Consider the following 14,700-nt stretch of genomic DNA (forward strand, 5'->3'; position numbering starts at 1 on the left):
GTGAAGCGCCGCACCGTCGCAATGGCAGCTCCCTTGGCGGTCTGGTCTAAGTCATCGGCTGCGCCAAGGCTCTCGAGATGTGAGCTCCGGCATCGGAATGGGTGCAACGTTTGTGTCGCCCCGTAATTGACAGCGCCAGCAGACCCCATACCAGCCCCTGATCAGGCGCGCACCGCGCATTGACAATGGTGCGTGCATTATTTAAACTGAGCGCTCAGTCAGCGCATGCATGAACAAGGAATGAGCATGATCCAGGCATCCCGCAGCCATCCCCCGGAGTTGCAGGCCGAGTACCGGCGGCAGGGCTGGTGGAGCGATCGCGTCTTCAGTGACGTGCTGGCGCAGCGTGCGCGCGAGGACGGCGGCCGCACCGCCTTCAAGGACGACAAGCGCAGCCTCACTTACGGACAGTTGTGGTCCGAGGTGAAGTGCTTCGCCGAATTCCTCCGCCGCCAGGGCGTCGGGCGCGGTGACGTCGTCACGCTGCAATTGCCCAACCGGATCGAATTTGCGGTGGTCTTCTTCGCGCTGGAGCTGATCGGCGCGGTGGCCAACAAGGTCAGCTCTGACCTGCGCAAGCTGGAGCTGGACTACATCCTGCGGTTTTCGAAGTCGGCGGCGTACGTCTGCCCGCACGTGTTCAAGGGCTACGACTACGTCGACATGATCCAGGGCCTCCGCGGCGGCCTGCCCGACCTGCGCACGGTGATCTGCATCGATACGGTCGATGCGCCCGGTGTCATCTCCTTCGCGCAGGCGCTCGAGAACACGCCGGAGATTGCCGACGGGGACCGCGTGCGCATGGGCCCCGACGAGGTGATGCGCATGTGCTTCACCTCGGGCACCACCGGCAACCCGAAGGGCGTGCTGCACAGCTTCAATACGACGCTGTGCACCGCGGAATTCATGAACATGCCACTGCGCCTGGGGCGCGACGATGTCGTCCTGCTGTTCATGCCAGTGGGCTTGAACACCGGGTACTGCACGCTGCTGCAGATCGTGCTGGCGGGTGGGCGCGGCGTGCTGATGGAACGCTTCTCGGCGGCTGCCGCGCTGGCCCTCATCGAGCGCGAGCGGGTCACGTACTTTCCGACGCCGCCAGCGGCCATGGTTTCCATGATCAACAGCGAGGAACTGCGCCGCCACGACCTGTCGTCGCTGCGCGTGATGCTCAGCGGTGGTGCGCCAGCGTCGGTGGAAGCGATCAAGGACTTCCAGGCGGCATTGCCAGGCGTGAAGCTGGTGGAGGCATACGGCATGCTGGAAACGGGTATTCACACCTGCACCCGAATGGACGACGACCCGCTCGCAGTGATGGGCACGGTAGGGCGCGTGCTGCCGCAGATGGAAGTGGACATCATGGATGGCGAGATCGTCGCCCGTGGGCCTTCGGTGAACCTGGGCTACCTGGACAACGATGCAGCAAATCGCGATTCGTTCACGCCGGACGGCTGGTTCCGCACCGGCGACCTCGGTGAGATGGCCGACGACAAAGGCAACCTGCGCATCTCCGGCCGCAAGAAAGAGATCGTCAACCGCGCCGGCAAGAAGTACTTCCCGCGCGAGATCGAGGAGCTGCTCTACCAGCATCCGGCCTTCCTGCAGGTGGCGATCGTCGGCATGCCGGATGCGCGCCTCGGTGAACGCAACTGCCTGTGCGCCATCTTCAAGCCCGGGCAGTCGCTCACGCTGGACGAAGTGGCGGGCCTGCTCAGAGGCCGAGTGGCCGATTACAAGCTGCCCGAGCAGCTCGAGGTGATGACCGAATTCCCCATGACCCCCAGCGGCAAGATCCGCCGGCCCGAGCTGGTGAAACAGCTGTTGGCAAGGGTATGAGGCCAGTACAGAAGGTGAACTTGCATTCGGGAAGAGGTCGGGACCCGGCCAATCCGAAGAAACTTAAAGGAGAAGTACCATGGACATGAAACTGCGCGGCAAGTTTGCCGTCGTGAACGGCGCGAGCCAGGGCATCGGTTTCGCGATCGCTCATACGCTGGCGTCGGAAGGCGCCGAGGTGCTGATCAGCGCACGCAAGCTCGATGCGCTCGAGGCCGCCGCCGAGCGGCTGCGCGCTGAGACCGGCGGGACCATCCGAACCGTCGTCGGCGACATCCGCATGGCCGACGGCTGCGCGAACATCCTCGCCGCCGTCGAAGCGCAAGGCGGCGTCGACATCCTCGTCAACAACGACGGAGCGCCACCAGTCGGCGAGGCGATCGAATTCGACGACGTGCGCTGGATGCGGGCGGTGGAACAGAATCTGATGAGCGTCGTGCGCATGGTGCGTGGCGTCGTCCCCGGCATGAAGCGACGCGGCGGTGGCAGCATCGTCAACATCGCCGCGCTCTCTGCGCTGCAGCCGATTCCGAAGTTCGGCTTGTCGGTTGCGACCTGGGCTGGCGTCATCGGGCTCGCGAAGACCCTGTCGCTGGAGCTCGCGGGCGATAACATCCGCATCAACACCCTCTGCCCGGGCTTCGTGCAGACGCCGCGGCTCGACGCTGCGAACGTAGGCGAGAGCCAGCAGTTCCAGGAGTTGGTCGCTTCGATCCCCTTGGGCCGCATTGCACAGCCGGAAGAGATCGCCGCGGTGGCGGCGTTCCTCGCGTCGCCCATGGCCTCCTACGTGACCGGAACCACGCTCGCCGTAGACGGCGGTTCCAACAAGAGTCTCGCCTAGGAATCGCCAATGCCCCGACACATCCGCTCGCTCATGGTTGCTGCCGGGGATGACCGGGCGAAGATCGAATCTCTCACCCGCGCTGGCGCCGACCGCTACCTCCCGGACCGTGACACCCGGATCGGCATGGGCTCCATGCCGACAAAGCATTTCCGCCGCAATCGCCCGGTCGCTAACCTCTCCTCGAATCACATTGCTATCAGAGGAGACAGTCGTATGAAAAGGCGAAACACGATCGTAGGACCGACATCGCCCGCGCAGCAAATTCGCGGGCAACGTGTTTGCGTTCACCGGACGCCGCGAACTCCGACCGGGGCGTGCGGGCGAAGCGCATCCGGCTCAACGAAGTGACGTCGGAGCATTTCGCAGCGGACCTCGAGCCCGTTGCGCGGGCCAAGTCCGACTTCTTCATGCGGCCCGAGGTCCACGCCGCGCACGAGATCGCGCACACCACGCGCCTGCTGGACGCCCTTGCCTTTTGAACTGAAATCCTCTCGAGAAACAACATGAAAATTGCCGTCGTCGGAGCCACCGGAAGAATCGGTGCCCAACTCACTCAAAAGCTGCTGCGTGCGGGCCACCAGGTCAGGGCCCTCTCGCGGGGCGGTCCGTCCCTCGACGCACTGGTGCAGGCCGGTGCGGAGCCTTTCTTGGGAAGCTTCGACACGGGCGCAGGAGAACCGAGCAAGTTTTTCCACGGCGCGGATGCCGCCTTCCTCATGGTGAAGACTGACTGGGCCAACGACATCCACGGGCACTATCTGGCGGTCGCACGCCGCTTCGTCGATGCGCTGCGCGATTCGCCGGTCCGGCTGGTCGTGAGCCTGACGGGCATCGGCTCTGAAGTGGAGGGTGACACCGGGCATTTCGCCGGCTTCCACCAGCTCGATCAGAAGCTGAACGAGCTCGAGAACATCGACCTGGTGCACTTGCGTGCCGGCTGGTTCATGGAGAACCTGCTGGCCTGGACGGGTGCCATCGCAAGGCATGGACGCATCGGCTATTCGCTGAACCCCGACGTAAGGATGCCCTGGGTGGCCACGCACGACATCGCCGAGCTGGCGGCCCACGAATTGAATCATCCCACGGGGGACAGGCGCATCGTCCGAGAGGTCGGTTCGCAAGACCTCTCCATGCCGGAGGTGACAGCGATGATCAGCCGCGAGATCGAGCGCCCGGTCGAATACCGGTTCATCGACAGGAACCGGAAGGAGGTCGAGGCCGAGTTCCTCCAGAGGTTCGGAACCCCGGAATTGTGGCTCTACGAAAACCAAACGCTTGCCGCGCTGAACGACCGCCGTGTGCGCTTCCATGGCGAGCGCCGGCCGCTGCCCACCACGATGGAGAGCTTCCTTCGCAACACTTGGAAGCCGCACTACCTGGCGTCGCTCGCCAACCCACACGAGTCCGAGTCTTTCAACACATGGTGCGCCCGGGTGGCGTGACCCCTGAAAAAACGCGATCGCCACGATCCTGGCGCAGCCGCGCACCTCACCGTGAACCCGGCCAGCGTGTCGGACCTGACCGGCCTGGCCCAGATGTACGGGGCGGTGCCGACTCACCTGCGTTTAGCGCTGCCTCAACTGAACCCCATCAAAAGAAACCATCCATGCAACATCCACCCGAACCCGCCGAAGCCCTGGCCGCGGCGCTGCGCGATGCCGAGCAGCAGCGCGCCCCCTGCACGCCCTTGCGGCACCGTGCCGAGTCTCTCGGCTGGCCGACTACCCAGGAGAACGCCTACGCCGTGCAGCGCATCAACGAGGCGCACCGTATTTCGGGCGGCGACCGCGTCACGGGCCGCAAGATCGGGCTCACTGCCGCCAGCGTGCAGCGGCAGCTCGGCGTCGACCAGCCGGACTACGGCGCGCTCTGGAGCTCCACGGCTTTTGGCGACGGCGCGGAGATCCCGCTGGCCGGCTTCATCCGGCCCAAGGTGGAAGCCGAAGTCGCGATCGTGCTCGACAAGGATGTGACGGCCGGCGACGCAACCTTGGCCGACCTCCTGGCGGCCACCGCCTATGCGGTGCCCGCGCTCGAGATCGTGGACAGCCGCATCGCGGCCTGGGACATCCGCCTGTTCGACACCATCGCCGACAACGCATCGGCCGCTGGCTACGTGCTCGGCGCCGACCCGAAGCGGCTGGACCGGTTGAGCCTGCGCGACGCGGGCATGACACTGACCGAAGATGGCCGCGAGGCGAGCCAGGGCCGCGGCAGCGAGTGCATGGGCCACCCCCTGAATGCCGCCGTCTGGCTGACGCGGCAACTGGCCCGCCTCGGCACTCCGCTGCGCGCAGGCGACGTCGTGCTCACCGGGGCGCTCGGGCCCATGGTGACGATCAGCGGGCCCTCGTTCTTCGAGGCGCACATCGAAGGCCTCGGCCGCGTCGCGGCGCGGTTCACCTGACCCTGAAAGGAAACTCCATGGACAAGATCAAGGCTGCCATCGTCGGCAGCGGCAACATCGGCACCGACCTCATGATCAAGGCGCTGCGGGGCGCGCGAAACCTCGAGGTGGTCGCGCTCGCCGGTATCGACGCGAACTCGGACGGCCTCGCGCGCGCACGCCGCCTCGGCGTGGCAACCACCGACCAGGGCGTCGAGGGGCTCGCCCGCCACCCCGCCTTCGCCGACATCGACATCGTGTTCGACGCGACCTCGGCTGCGGCGCACATCCGCAACGACGCCTTCCTGCGCGAGCGCAAGCCGGCCCTCCGCATGGTGGACCTCACACCGGCCGCCATCGGTCCCTACTGCGTCCCCGTGGTGAACCTCGACGAGCACCTGGACGCGCCGAACCTCAACATGGTCACCTGCGGCGGCCAGGCGACCATCCCCATCGTGCGTGCCGTCGCGCAGGTCGCGACCGTGCACTATGCCGAGATCGTCGCGTCGGTGTCGAGCCGCTCCGCGGGCCCGGGCACGCGGGCCAACATCGACGAGTTCACCGAAACCACCGCCCGCGCCATCGAGGTGGTAGGCGGGGCCCGCCAGGGCAAGGCCATCATCATCCTTAACCCTGCCGAGCCGCCGCTGCTGATGCGCGACACCGTCTACACGCTAAGCGCCGGCGGCGACGAGGCTTCGATCGCGGTCTCGGTGCAGGCCATGGTGGCGGCCGTGCAGCAGTACGTGCCCGGCTACCGCCTCAAGCAGGCGGTGCAGTTCGAGCACATCCCGCCCGGGCAGGCGCTGCAGATTCCTGGCGTGGGAAGGCTCGCTGGACTCAAAACCTCCGTGTTCCTGCAGGTTGAAGGCGCGGCGCATTACCTGCCGGCGTATGCGGGCAACCTCGACATCATGACGAGCGCGGCCCTCGCGAGCGGCGAGCGCATCGCGGCGCGCCTGCTGGCTACCCGTGCCGCAGCGATCGCGTGAGGAGATTTCCATGAATGACAAGAAGATCTACATCTCCGATGTGACGCTGCGCGATGGCAGCCACGCCATGCGGCACCGCTACACGGTGGCACAGGTGGCGCAGATCGCGGCCGCGCTCGATGCCGCAGGCGTCGACTCCATCGAGGTCGCCCATGGCGACGGACTCGCCGGTTCCAGCTTCAACTACGGCTTCGGCGCGCACACCGACCTCGAGTGGATCGCAGCGGCGCGCAACGCCGTCCGCCGGGCGCGCATCGCCACCTTGCTCGTGCCGGGCATCGGCACCGTGCACGACCTGAAGGCGGCCCACGCGGCCGGTGCCAGCGTCGTGCGCGTGGCGACGCACTGCACGGAAGCCGACGTCGCGAAGCAGCACATCGAGACCGCGCGCGAGCTAAGCATGGACACCGTCGGCTTCCTCATGATGAGCCACATGACCACCGCGGCGGAACTCGCGCAGCAGGCACTGAAGATGGAAAGTTACGGCGCCACCTGTGTGTACGTCGTCGACTCGGGCGGGGCACTGGGCATGCAGGATGTGCGCGACCGGTTCCGCGCCTTCAAAGACGTGCTGCGCCCAGAAACCGCAACCGGCATGCATGCCCACCACAACCTCAGCCTCGGCGTCGCCAACAGCATCGTGGCCGTGGAGGAAGGCTGCGACCGCGTGGACGCCAGCCTGGCCGGCATGGGTGCCGGCGCCGGCAACGCGCCGCTCGAGGTCTTCGTGGCGGCGGCCGAGCGGCTGCACTGGAACCATGGTTGCGACGTGAAGGCGCTTATGGATGCGGCCGACGACATCGTGCGGCCGCTGCAGGACCGGCCCGTTCGCGTGGACCGCGAGACGCTGTCGCTTGGCTATGCCGGCGTCTATTCCAGCTTCCTGCGGCATGCGGAAGCCGCCGCGGCACGCTACGGCCTGCCAGCCGTTGACATCCTGCTCGAACTCGGCCGGCGCCGCATGGTCGGCGGCCAGGAAGACATGATCGTCGACGTCGCGCTCGACCTGCTGCGTTCGCGTGGAGCCGGACCCGCTGCGGCCACCGCCTGACCCACCGAAGATCCCCATGGTGCTCCCTGTCCATCGCCCGGCCCGCTCAGGGATGCCGCGCTGCGCGAGCGTCGTTGTCGTCGATGCGGGGGATGTGGTGGTGACCGTCGGTGTGTACCAGAGCAGCGACTGGCTGGTGGCTCTCGGACAGGGTGTTCAAGCTACTGTTGGGCGCCGCGGCCCGAGCTCCGACAACTTCCGCTAGCGCAAGGCCCTCGGGTGCTCCGGCCAGTGGCACTCGGAAGATTTCGCCCGTGCCGGCCATGTAGACCGCCGCCAACTGGCTCGCCAAGGGCTCGTCGTCACGGTACTCGCTTCGGGTGCCGCGATGTTGGAAGTGCGCAAGCGCGCTCGTGTCTCGGAGCAACATTGAGTCTGCAAGCACGCGCGTGGCTGACACGGCTGGATGCGTCGATCGCATGCCGTGTCGCGTTCACAGATGCTCCCGGTCATGCGAGGCCGGACGGCATAGCCTCCAACGATTTCCCGCCAGACGCTGTTTTTCGTTCAAGTGGCTCATTCGACCCGCTGACCTTCCACTCAGGCAAGCTGAATGAGCAACTTGGCCAAGCGATCCGGGGACGTGATCATGGCATCGTGTCCCGTCTGCAATTCCTGATAGATCCACGAGGCGTCCGCACGGATCCGTGCCTTGGTCGAATCAAAGACGGGGAGGCGGGGCGACTGACACGCCACATAGCTACGCCTGATGCCGACGCCCAATCTGTTGTCGAGCCGAATGGGTTGGAAGTAGGTCGCCGCCGGTTGCGCGGTGAGTCTGGCCTGCACCCACGCAACATCTTCGGGTTGTTCGAGGCCGAATAACTCCGCCCGTATCGGCGGATAAGCGGGATCACCCATCGCGAGCGTTGCGGCGAGTTTTGTGCGCGCCTCCTCTGGCATGTAGTCGGAAGCCTTCTCGCCTTCGGACGGTACGAATGCATCCACGTAGATCAGCGACCGAAGCGTGCCAGAAGCGGCAAGGCGGTCTGCGGTGCCGGTGATTACAAAGCCCGCGTAGCTGTGGCCGACAAGAACGACCGGCCCTTCGATGGCGCGCGCCGCCTCGGAAACAGCGTTGATGTGGCAGTCCAAATCAATGGCTGCAGACAACTCCGAGCGTCGCTCGCCCATGCCCGGCAGCGTGACTGCCACGCTGCGATATCCGCCATTGCCCAGCAAGAGCACAACACGTTCCCAGCACCAAGCCCCGTGCCAGGCACCGTGCACGAGTAACAGTGTCGGCTTGGCCTGAGGGGTGTGTGAGCCATTCGCACATGCAGTCAGCGCGCTGGCCGCAGCGGTGCCTAGAAGGGTCCTTCGCTTCATATCGTGATCTCCTCGGTGGTATGAAGTGACGCAATTTCGCGTGATCAGAGTGTCCGAAGAATAATCGATTGTTGTCATATCATCGATGATTAGGATACCATCGATGAATGGAAAACGATCAAAGCGCTTCAAGCAAGGCGTCGCTCATAGATGCCGCGACCGAGTTCGTCTGGATCGTCGGCGACCCGATCGCGCAGGTGAAGGCGCCCCAAGCCATGAATCCGCACTACCTTGCGGCGGGCGAGAACCTTCTCGTCCTGCCCGTACCGGTATCCAGCGAGGATCTGCGAACGGTCTTCGAGGGAGCGCGTCGGATTCGAAATTTGCGCGGCTGGATCGCCACGGTCCCGCACAAGATCGCCTTGGTCGACTGGATGGACGAACTCTCGGTGGCCGCACGCGTGGCAGGCGCCGTAAATGCCGTCCGGTTTCGCGACGGCAAGGCGTTCGGCGATCTTTTCGACGGCTACGGCTTTGTGTCGGGGCTCGCCAGACGTGGGTTTGCGACAAAGGGGTGCTCGGCACTCGTGATCGGCGCCGGCGGGGTCGGCTCAGCCATTGCACTTGCACTTGCGCAGGAAGGTGCTGCGCGTGTGTCCGTCGTCGACGTCAATGGCTGGCGCGCGCAACAGCTCGCGTTGCGCCTTGCCGAACACGGCCCGGCGGGAACGCGCTTCGATGCGGGAAGCGCGACATCGGCGGCCGATTTCCAGCTGATCGTCAATGCGACGCCGACCGGAATGGCCGGTGACACGCGTTCACCTATTGACACGGATCTGCTGCGTGGATTCCACGTCGTTGCCGAGGTGGTCATGACCCCGGAACTCACGCCACTTCTTCATGCCGCGCGCAAGCTGGGCTGCGAGATCCACCCAGGCAAGCAGGTATTGGACGGGCAGCTGCAGCGGCTGCTCGATTTCTTCCGCTGACGCAGCGGCTCCCCGCCATTCGAACTTACCGGAGACATTCAATGGAAACCACAGACCCTCGGCTTCCCAGCGCTCACCTGCCCCAATGGCTTGTGCGCAGGCGGCAGTTTCTCGGCGCGATTGGCCTCGCCAGCCTGGCCCCGCTGGCCCACGCGCAGCCAGCTTTTCCCGCCCGACCCGTCACCATCGTCGTGGGATTCGCCGCCGGTGGCATTGCCGACACGCTTGCCCGCATCACCGCATCCCTGCTCTCGCAGCAGCTCGAGCAGAGCGTCGTGGTGGACAACCGTGCCGGTGCCGGCGGCACGATCGCCGCAGCATTGGTCGCGAAGGCACGCAAGGACGGCTACACATTGTTGATGGCATCCAACGGACACGCGGTCAATGCCACGATGATGAAGCCGCTGCCCTTCGACGCAGTTGAAGACTTCGCCGCGGTCGGCGGCGTTGCGCAGACTCCGCTTGTCGTGGTCGTGCGCGCGGACTCTCCCTACAAGACGTTCGCCGACGTCATCACGGCGGCCAGGTCCAAGCCCGTTCCCTACGGCTCAGGCGGCGCCGGCACGCTGACGCATCTGCTTCCGGAGTTGGTGGCATCCAGCACCGCCGCGAGTTTCACGCATGTGCCATACCGTGGCACCGGCCCTGCCATCGTCGACCTACTCGGCGGCCAGATCGAGTTCGTCATGGATCTGGTACAGACGGCACTCCCGCAGGTGCAGGGTGGCAAGCTGCGCGCGCTCGCGGTCAGCAGCCGACGGCGTTCACCGCAGTTGCCGAACGTGCCTACGCTCGCCGAGGCAACGATGCCCGGACTCGATGCCCAGGGATGGTATGGGCTGCTTGCGCCAGCGGGCACGCCGGCCGCAGTGCTGGACAAGCTCAATGCCTCGCTCGACAAGGCGCTCGCAGATCCGGCGGTCGCCGCTCGCTTTGCGGCGCTGGGGTCGACTCCCATTGCCGGCTCGCGAGAAGAGTTCATGACCCTGCTGCGTTCCGAGGTGAAGCGCTGGGGCGACATCGTCATCACAAAGAAAATCACTACTTGAGCTTTTCCATGCTGGACATCACTCATGAAATCGAATGCGACGTGCTGGTCGTGGGCGGCGGCAGCGCGGGCGTTGCCGCTGCGGTCAGCGCAGCACGCAATGGCGCGAAGACACTGCTAGTCGAAGCTTCGCCCATGGTGGGCGGAGAACTTGTCAGCGGCATCTCAATGCTGGGCATGATCTCGACGCGCGGCGAATGGATCGTCGGCGGCGTGGCTCGCGACCTGTTGCGCGAGGTCGAGACGCTCGGCGGCTACATCGGTCCCGTCTTCGACTATCGATCGCTGCATCTCGTGTGTTTCGACCCTGAACTGATGAAGTTCGCTGTCGTGGGTCTGCTCAACAAGGCGGGCGTCGAGCTGATGCTCTACACGCTCGCCACGGGAGTTCTTTCTGTCGACGGACAGGTGCGCGGGGTCTTTGTCCAGAACAAGTCCGGCCGCCACCTGGTGCGCGCCAAGGTCGTCATCGACGCCAGCGGAGACGCCGATCTCGTGGATGCTGCCGGCGGCAAGACGGAACTGGGCAAGGACGGACGCTTCTTCCAGCCACCGTCGCTGATTTTCCGCATGACTGGCGTGGACACGCCCCGGTTGCTCGGGAACGTGAGGAGCCACCCGGAAGACTACGGACTCGCGGAATTTCCCGGCCTGGGCATGTCGCGCGAACAATGCGCCGAGGCCCTTTGGAAACAGGGCCAGCCCAAGGTGGTGCTCCTTGGCGAGCGCGGCATCCTGCAGCGGGCGGTGGAGGCCGGTGAGATGTTCCCCACGTCGATCGTCGCTGTGGTGCCCATCTCCACGGCGCGCCGCGAAGTCAGCATCAACTGCACGCAGATCGGAAATGTCGATGCGACCGATATGCGGCGGCTCAGCGCGGCAGTACCGACCTTCTTTGCTCAGATCGAGCAATCGATGCGATTCCTGAAGGAACGCGTGCCCGGCTTCGAGGACGCACACTTCTCGGGTGTCGCGGGCAAGATCGGCGTGCGCGAGACGCGTCGGATCGTGGGCGACTACGTCCTTGATGAAGATGACGTGCTGACCGCGCGCAAGCGCGATGATGTGGTCGCCAAGGGCGGCCACGAAATCGACCTGTTCGCGGTATCTTCCCATCGCCGCCAGACGATCAGGGAAGGGGGGTCCTACGATCTTCCCTTAGCTGTCGCGATCGCCAAGGATGTCCGCAACCTTTTCGTTGTCGGCCGATGCCTGTCCGCCACGCGCGAGGCGCAAAGCTCGGCGCGCGTGATGGGCACCTGCATGGCGATGGGCCAGGCTGCGGGCACGGCGGCCGCGATGTGCTCGACCGATCGAAGCTGGACAGGCGACGTCCGGGAGACATCCATTCCCGAGCTGCAGCACCGTTTGCGGGAGCAGGGCGCCATCCTTCAAAGCGAGGCGTGATGCCACAGGCGCTGGACTTCGATGTCCTCGTCGTAGGAGCAGGTGCGGCTGGCATGACGGCCGCGCTGTGCGCTTCGGCCCGAGGCTTGAAGGTTCTCCTCGTCGAATCGACCAACCAGGTGGGCGGCACGAGCGCGACGTCGGCTGGCACGCTATGGATTCCTTGCGCGTCCCCGCTGGACGTCAACGACATCACTGGCTGCCGCCAGGCGGCAAGCACGTACCTGCAGGCATGCATCGGGGCGGACGCCGACCGCGCCAAGATCGACGCGCTCCTTGAATCGGGGCCCGAGCTTCTGCGATTTCTTCGCGAGCAGACGCAGGTACGCCTCGAAGCGGTGCGCCATCACCCCGACTACCTTCAAGGGCTGCCAGGCGCCACGCTTGGCGGTCGAGCATTCGCTCCCGATCCGTTCGACGGCCGCCGGCTCGGCCGTAGTTTTTCGCGTGTACGTCCGCCGCTGCCGGAATTCATGGTCTTGGGCGGGATGATGGTTTCCAAGACCGACATCCCGATCCTGCTGAGCGCACTGCGTGAGCCGCGAGCCTTCCTGCAGGCAGCACGACTGGTCGCCCGATACGCGAGAGACCGGCTCGCCCGTGCCCGGGGAACGCGGCTCGTCATGGGCAATGCGCTTGTCGCGCAGCTTCTCGACAGCTTGTTGCATTCGGATGTCGAGATCGCTTTCGATACAAGGGTCACCCAAGTGGTGCGGACGGCGTCGGGATTCGGCTGCACGCTTTCCGACGCGCAAGGGGAGCGGCAGGTGCGGACCCGAAAGGCGGTGGTGCTGGCGACCGGTGGGTTCTCGGGCAACCCGGCGATGCGGCAGCGCTGGTTGCCAGCGGTCGCCCGTGCGTACAGCGTCGCGCACGCGGGCGGGACCGGCGGAGGCATCCAACTGGGGCTTTCGCTGGGCGGCACGATGGACGGCGACCACATGCCGCCTGCGTTCTGGATGCCAGTCTCGACCATGAAGCGAACGGATGGCAGCGTCGCGACCTTTCCGCACATCGTCATGGACCGGGCCAAGCCAGGTCTTCTCGCGGTGGACGCGACCGGCAACCGATTCGCCAACGAGGCGGACTCGTATCACCACTTTTGCGAGGGCATGCTCGAATCGAACCGACGCACGGGCAGCGAGCGCTTCTTCTTGATCACCGATGCTGCATTCGTCGAACGCCATGGCCTTGGCTTGGCGCATCCAGGCCGAAGGTCGCCGCGGCGCCTTACGCGGGCGGGCTATCTCACGAGAGCTGGATCGCCCCGCCAACTCGCACAACGCCTTCAGCTCGAGCCCGGTGCGCTCGAGCGCACACTGACCAGGTACAACGAACTCGCTGCTGGCGGAGTGGATGTGGATTTCCATCGCGGCGAGTCGGCGCTCAATCAGCACAATGGCGATCCGACGAGCACACCGAATCGGTGTTTGCGCCCTCTCGACACGCGTTCCCTGTGCGCAGTCGAGATTCACGTCGCTGACCTGGGAACGAGCGTGGGCCTGCGGACGGATTCGGACGCGCGCGTCCTCGATGCCGAAGGACGACCGATCCCGGGCGTCTATGCGTGCGGCAACGACATGGCCTCGATGATGCGGGGCGCCTACCCGGGCCCAGGAGCGACTCTCGGGCCGGGCATGACGTTCGCATGGCGCGCCGTGCGCCACTTGAGCGATTGCTAGCTCTTTCGGCGGCGCGCTCCGGCCCGGGGTTTCGCGACTGGCAATGGCGTGCCGCTCATCGCGGCGATCAGTTCCTGGTGGGTGCGATCGATGTGCTCAAGTGCGAGCTTCTCGGCGAGCTTCGCATTGCGCGTCAGGCAGGCATCGAGCAGGGCCAGATGTTCGCCATCGGCCCGACGGGAATAGGCGCCCCCCTTTGCCAGCTGCAGGCGGTAGCGATCCTGCAAGTCCATCAGCGTGCTGCAGAAATGCATGAGCATCGGCATGCCGCAACCCGACAGCACGGCGAGGTGAAACTTCCGATGGGCGCTTTCCCATTCGGCGGCCGAGATCGGGCTCGGCTCCGCCGCAACGCGCTTGCCGAGCATGTGCGCAGCAGCTGCTACCCGCTCCTCCCAGTCGTCGTCGCCATGCAAGACCGATTCCCGGATCGCGACTGGCTCGCAGAGTCTCCTGATGGTGGTGATCTCGCCGAGGTTGGCGCCCGACATCTCGCTGACGCGAAAACCGCGTTTTGCTTCGAAGCGCACGAATCCTTCAGCGGTAAGGCGGGAAAGCGCTTCCCGCAAGGGACTCAGGCTGACGTCGTATCGCCCCTTCATCTCGTCAAGGTTCAAGCGGGAGCCCGCGGGGTTGTCTCCGCGAAGTATGCTGATGCGGATCTGCCGCGCCAGCCGGTCGGACAGCAAGTCTTCCGATTGACCTTCGAAGATGGCCCGTTCGGGAGGATCCACCAATGACGGTTGACCTGCGGCTTGGGACGACGTGTGGCTAGCGCGCTTCTCTGTGGATGACATGGCGAGGATCATAGGCCGGCCGCCGCGGCTTTTCGGATCGAGAAATGGTACGCAGCTATGCCGTCAGTTCGTCTGAATTTGGGCCTCTCGGAAGCCAAGCGCAACGATGGTCAGGCTTTTTCGGTGTTGCGCTGGCGTCTTGACCAGTTGCTGCTCGACGCCGCCCGCGACGAGTTCGCCGTCTCGTCGAGGAAGATCATGCAAGGCATGTCCAGGCGGTTCTGGTTCACCCATTGCGAACGGGCGCAAATCTCTCGGAGGCAGTAAGTTGCACGCTGCCATCGCTCAGGATGTGGCCAAGGGGCAGAGAAGGAGGCGGTGAAGGCGCTCGACGCTTTATGGAAAACGCGAGGCATGCACCCCAGGCGACATCAGATTCCTGACACGCGGCTTGTT

At 65.3% G+C, this 14,700-nt stretch carries 14 protein-coding genes; 12 read left to right on the top strand and 2 right to left on the bottom strand.

Annotated features, from left to right (window positions below; translation table 11 throughout):
• The first annotated feature begins 246 nt into the window (after positions 1 to 246).
• From QF040_RS28125 to QF040_RS28160, 8 genes are all read left to right on the top strand, one after another.
• The gene (locus QF040_RS28125; protein ID WP_429613705.1) at positions 247 to 1,836 is read left to right on the top strand and encodes an AMP-binding protein; all 1,590 of its coding nucleotides are present in this window, start codon (positions 247 to 249) and stop codon (positions 1,834 to 1,836) included.
• 79 nt (positions 1,837 to 1,915) lie between these two features.
• Entirely contained in the window at positions 1,916 to 2,680 is a 765-nt protein-coding gene (locus QF040_RS28130; protein WP_307511054.1) for an SDR family NAD(P)-dependent oxidoreductase, read from the top strand.
• Positions 2,681 to 2,961: 281 nt separating this feature from the next.
• A complete protein-coding gene (locus tag QF040_RS28135; RefSeq protein WP_429613706.1) occupies positions 2,962 to 3,162 on the top strand; it encodes a hypothetical protein in 201 nt (66 codons plus the stop codon).
• 24 nt (positions 3,163 to 3,186) lie between these two features.
• Complete coding sequence (locus QF040_RS28140; protein ID WP_429613707.1) at positions 3,187 to 4,125, top strand: NmrA family NAD(P)-binding protein; 939 nt, start codon at positions 3,187 to 3,189, stop codon at positions 4,123 to 4,125.
• Positions 4,126 to 4,289: 164 nt separating this feature from the next.
• Complete coding sequence (locus QF040_RS28145; protein ID WP_429613708.1) at positions 4,290 to 5,090, top strand: 2-keto-4-pentenoate hydratase; 801 nt, start codon at positions 4,290 to 4,292, stop codon at positions 5,088 to 5,090.
• 17 nt (positions 5,091 to 5,107) lie between these two features.
• On the top strand, positions 5,108 to 6,061 hold the full coding sequence (locus QF040_RS28150; RefSeq protein WP_429613709.1) for an acetaldehyde dehydrogenase (acetylating): 954 nt from the start codon (positions 5,108 to 5,110) through the stop codon (positions 6,059 to 6,061).
• Positions 6,062 to 6,071: 10 nt separating this feature from the next.
• The gene (dmpG, locus tag QF040_RS28155) at positions 6,072 to 7,112 is read left to right on the top strand and encodes a 4-hydroxy-2-oxovalerate aldolase (RefSeq protein ID WP_429613710.1); all 1,041 of its coding nucleotides are present in this window, start codon (positions 6,072 to 6,074) and stop codon (positions 7,110 to 7,112) included.
• 16 nt (positions 7,113 to 7,128) lie between these two features.
• Complete coding sequence (locus tag QF040_RS28160; protein WP_429613711.1) at positions 7,129 to 7,317, top strand: hypothetical protein; 189 nt, start codon at positions 7,129 to 7,131, stop codon at positions 7,315 to 7,317.
• A 335-nt stretch (positions 7,318 to 7,652) separates the two neighbouring features.
• Here the strand turns inward: QF040_RS28160 and QF040_RS28165 are convergent, their stop codons facing one another.
• Positions 7,653 to 8,519 (bottom strand): alpha/beta hydrolase, encoded by an 867-nt coding sequence (locus tag QF040_RS28165; RefSeq protein WP_429614702.1) that lies wholly within the window; start codon positions 8,517 to 8,519, stop codon positions 7,653 to 7,655.
• 29 nt (positions 8,520 to 8,548) lie between these two features.
• Between QF040_RS28165 and QF040_RS28170 the strand changes: the two genes are divergently transcribed.
• Genes QF040_RS28170 through QF040_RS28185 form a run of 4 tightly spaced genes read left to right on the top strand, consistent with a single transcriptional unit; the run spans position 8,549 to position 13,507 of the window.
• Complete coding sequence (locus QF040_RS28170) at positions 8,549 to 9,370, top strand: shikimate dehydrogenase family protein (protein WP_429613712.1); 822 nt, start codon at positions 8,549 to 8,551, stop codon at positions 9,368 to 9,370.
• Between the two features lie 41 nt (positions 9,371 to 9,411).
• Positions 9,412 to 10,419 carry a Bug family tripartite tricarboxylate transporter substrate binding protein gene (locus QF040_RS28175; RefSeq protein WP_429613713.1) on the top strand — a complete coding sequence of 336 codons (1,008 nt, stop codon included), beginning with the start codon at positions 9,412 to 9,414 and terminating at the stop codon, positions 10,417 to 10,419.
• 8 nt (positions 10,420 to 10,427) lie between these two features.
• Complete coding sequence (locus tag QF040_RS28180; RefSeq protein ID WP_429613714.1) at positions 10,428 to 11,825, top strand: FAD-dependent oxidoreductase; 1,398 nt, start codon at positions 10,428 to 10,430, stop codon at positions 11,823 to 11,825.
• Positions 11,825 to 13,507, top strand: coding sequence for an FAD-dependent oxidoreductase (locus tag QF040_RS28185; RefSeq protein ID WP_429613715.1), 1,683 nt, complete (start codon positions 11,825 to 11,827; stop codon positions 13,505 to 13,507). Before QF040_RS28180 ends, QF040_RS28185 begins: the two co-directional genes overlap by 1 nt.
• Here the strand turns inward: QF040_RS28185 and QF040_RS28190 are convergent.
• Positions 13,504 to 14,304 carry a GntR family transcriptional regulator gene (locus tag QF040_RS28190; RefSeq protein ID WP_429613716.1) on the bottom strand — a complete coding sequence of 267 codons (801 nt, stop codon included), beginning with the start codon at positions 14,302 to 14,304 and terminating at the stop codon, positions 13,504 to 13,506. The genes QF040_RS28185 and QF040_RS28190 overlap by 4 nt on opposite strands.
• Positions 14,305 to 14,700: the final 396 nt, after the last annotated feature.

Origin of the sequence: Variovorax sp. W2I14 (genome assembly GCF_050435205.1) — a bacterium.
Taxonomy (GTDB): Bacteria; Pseudomonadota; Gammaproteobacteria; order Burkholderiales; family Burkholderiaceae_C; genus Variovorax; species Variovorax paradoxus_C.

What these genes read in the sequence shown, in the direction of transcription:
- QF040_RS28125 (WP_429613705.1), top strand. Translation starts at nt 247, where the DNA reads ATGATCCAGGCATCCCGCAGCCATCCCCCGGAGTTGCAGGCCGAGTAC.
- QF040_RS28130 (WP_307511054.1), top strand. Translation starts at nt 1,916, where the DNA reads ATGGACATGAAACTGCGCGGCAAGTTTGCCGTCGTGAACGGCGCGAGC.
- QF040_RS28140 (WP_429613707.1), top strand. Translation starts at nt 3,187, where the DNA reads ATGAAAATTGCCGTCGTCGGAGCCACCGGAAGAATCGGTGCCCAACTC.
- QF040_RS28145 (WP_429613708.1), top strand. Translation starts at nt 4,290, where the DNA reads ATGCAACATCCACCCGAACCCGCCGAAGCCCTGGCCGCGGCGCTGCGC.
- QF040_RS28150 (WP_429613709.1), top strand. Translation starts at nt 5,108, where the DNA reads ATGGACAAGATCAAGGCTGCCATCGTCGGCAGCGGCAACATCGGCACC.
- dmpG (WP_429613710.1), top strand. Translation starts at nt 6,072, where the DNA reads ATGAATGACAAGAAGATCTACATCTCCGATGTGACGCTGCGCGATGGC.
- QF040_RS28160 (WP_429613711.1), top strand. Translation starts at nt 7,129, where the DNA reads ATGGTGCTCCCTGTCCATCGCCCGGCCCGCTCAGGGATGCCGCGCTGC.
- QF040_RS28165 (WP_429614702.1), bottom strand. Translation starts at nt 8,519, where the DNA reads ATGACAACAATCGATTATTCTTCGGACACTCTGATCACGCGAAATTGC.
- QF040_RS28170 (WP_429613712.1), top strand. Translation starts at nt 8,549, where the DNA reads ATGGAAAACGATCAAAGCGCTTCAAGCAAGGCGTCGCTCATAGATGCC.
- QF040_RS28175 (WP_429613713.1), top strand. Translation starts at nt 9,412, where the DNA reads ATGGAAACCACAGACCCTCGGCTTCCCAGCGCTCACCTGCCCCAATGG.
- QF040_RS28180 (WP_429613714.1), top strand. Translation starts at nt 10,428, where the DNA reads ATGCTGGACATCACTCATGAAATCGAATGCGACGTGCTGGTCGTGGGC.
- QF040_RS28185 (WP_429613715.1), top strand. Translation starts at nt 11,825, where the DNA reads ATGCCACAGGCGCTGGACTTCGATGTCCTCGTCGTAGGAGCAGGTGCG.
- QF040_RS28190 (WP_429613716.1), bottom strand. Translation starts at nt 14,304, where the DNA reads ATGTCATCCACAGAGAAGCGCGCTAGCCACACGTCGTCCCAAGCCGCA.